The sequence below is a fragment of the Methylobacterium sp. J-030 genome, from assembly GCF_022829545.1.
Lineage (GTDB): Bacteria > Pseudomonadota > Alphaproteobacteria > Rhizobiales > Beijerinckiaceae > Methylobacterium.
The window spans coordinates 1-1,587 of the sequence record NZ_JAKSYM010000169.1 but is presented as its reverse complement, the minus strand read 5'-3'; the positions used below and the strand labels follow the sequence as shown (position 1 = coordinate 1,587).

The 1,587-nt window shown below is 65.9% G+C and carries 1 protein-coding gene and 1 pseudogene; both read right to left on the bottom strand.

The annotated features are described in order from the left end of the window. Window positions 1-249 (bottom strand): hypothetical protein (locus MKK75_RS10605; protein ID WP_244042547.1); only part of this gene is annotated, 249 nt, incomplete at its 3' end. 156 nt (window positions 250-405) lie between these two features. Further along, window positions 406-1,406 (bottom strand): annotated as a pseudogene (locus MKK75_RS10600) (transposase); the annotation flags it as partial. Window positions 1,407-1,587 lie beyond the last annotated feature (181 nt).

The following is a 1,587-nucleotide window of genomic DNA, read 5'->3' as shown; positions in this document are numbered from 1 at the left end:
CAAAGCGCAGCCGCGCAAGACGGAGACGAAGCCCTCGACGCCCGCGAGGAAGCGCGCTTCGGGCAAGGCTACCGCCGGCAGGACCCGAAAGGCTGCCTGACCGGCCGCCTGTCCGGCCGGCGCACCGCCAAGATTACTGCGCGCTAGCCCGGCCTTGACGGTTCCAAGGTAACGGCTGCCAGCCTGTCCATCACTGACCCATGTCGGCTGACAGAAGACCGCCATGGTTTCCTGGAAGCGGCCGTTCATACGCTGTTCGGCAACTTCAGCTCGGGGTGGGTAGCGTAAGTCAGCCACTCGCTTAGAAGCGGTCGGTCTGTATCCGACCGAGGCTGTGTCAAAACGCATTGATCGTGGTCGTCAGCGCCGATTGGCAGGATGATGACGGCGGCGCGGTGGGCCGCTTCAGGCTCGAATGGCCTGGACGAGCCAAGTTGCGCCGAACAGTCGGATCATCCGCTTCATGTTGTAGGCGAGGATCGCGAGGCTCATCTCGGTTCGCACGCCTTTCAGGCCCTTCGTCAGGAACGGCGTACTGCCCATCCAGGCTTTCAGCGTTCCGAAGACATGCTCGACCGTGGCGCGCCGTACCGCCATGGCGTCAGGCATGGCGTCGAGCCGCCTCTGCATGGCTTCCAGCACCGCCTCGTGCTTCCAGCGCTTGAAGCGCTTGAACTTCTCGGTCGTGCAGCGCGCCCGCATCGCGCAGGCATGACAGGCGTCCAGGTTGCGATAATGATCGATGTCACCGTGTCGATCGGAGCGGGCGTTAGATTTCGTCAGCACAGCGCCGGCGGGACAGACGTAGTGATCGGCCGCCGCGTCGTAGACGAAGTCGGCGCGTACGAAGAGTCCCTTCTTGGCTCGACCCGAAGTGTCGGCCCGCGGCATGGCCGGCAGGACGCCCGTGCGCCTTCGCAGGCCAGAACCTGGTCGCCGTTGTAGTAGCCGCGATCGGCCAGGACCGTGACCTCCTCTGCGCCGATAGCCTGCTTGGCCCGACCGCCCATCGGCACGAGCTGGGTTCGGTCGTGGCCCTCGTTGACGACCTCATGGGCGACGACGAGATGATGCTCGGGATCGACGGCGATCTGGACGTTGTAGCCGACGATGCCGGTGCCGCGCCCGCTCGTCGCCATCGAGCGCGCGTCCGGGTCTGTCAGCGAGACCTGTCCGTCGTCCGCGGCCTCTACCTGCCCCTGCATCTCGCGCAGGAAGGCCATCTGGCGGCGTAGGGCGGCGATCTTCTCGCCGATCCGCTGCGTCCGTGCCTCGGGCACGTCGTTGCCCTCCCGATCCGCTCGGTCAAGCGCCGCGAGGTAGCGGGCGATACTGGCATCCACCTGTTCCAGGCGCTTGGCGACCTTGGCCACGGTGTAGTTGCGGTCCCGGTTGTTGACCGAGCGGATCGGGAGGGCAACGAAGTGCCCGAGGCACGGACGCAGCGGATCGGTGAGAAGATCGCCGCCCTACGCCGCCAGATGGCCTTCCTGCGCGAGATGCAGGGGCAGGTAGAGGCCGCGGACGACGGACTGGTCTCGCTGAGAGAGGAAGATCGCACTACTGACCTCCAGGCACTCCGGAGAA